Consider the following 319-nt stretch of genomic DNA (forward strand, 5'->3'; position numbering starts at 1 on the left):
GGCTAACAAATCAGAGGATATATTTTTTTGTTTCTTTTTTATCTCATTTTTATTTAAGAAAAAATATTCATAAAGCTGCTTTATAAAATCAGCTATCTGTTCCATCAAATAATGGCATTTTTGAGCATTTGCATTATGACTACATGCATGTTCTATATTACCTTGCCACTTCTTTTGCCTGTTAAATCCCTGATTTTCGATTTTCCATCGTTTCCTTCCGGCTCCGGCTAGTTTAACTGCATTTTTTTCTGTAATTTCAATGCTTGTTATCCACTCAAATGTTGTTGTAATTTCTTTTCCCTTTTTCACTTTTGTTTCT

The 319-nt window shown here is 31.0% G+C and carries 1 pseudogene; it reads right to left on the minus strand.

The annotated features are described in order from the left end of the window. Nucleotides 1-319: pseudogene (locus ACTNAO_RS12895) on the minus strand (transposase); the annotation flags it as partial.

Source organism: Clostridium sp. HCP1S3_C6 (assembly GCF_052066735.1).
GTDB lineage: Bacteria > Bacillota > Clostridia > Clostridiales > Clostridiaceae > Clostridium.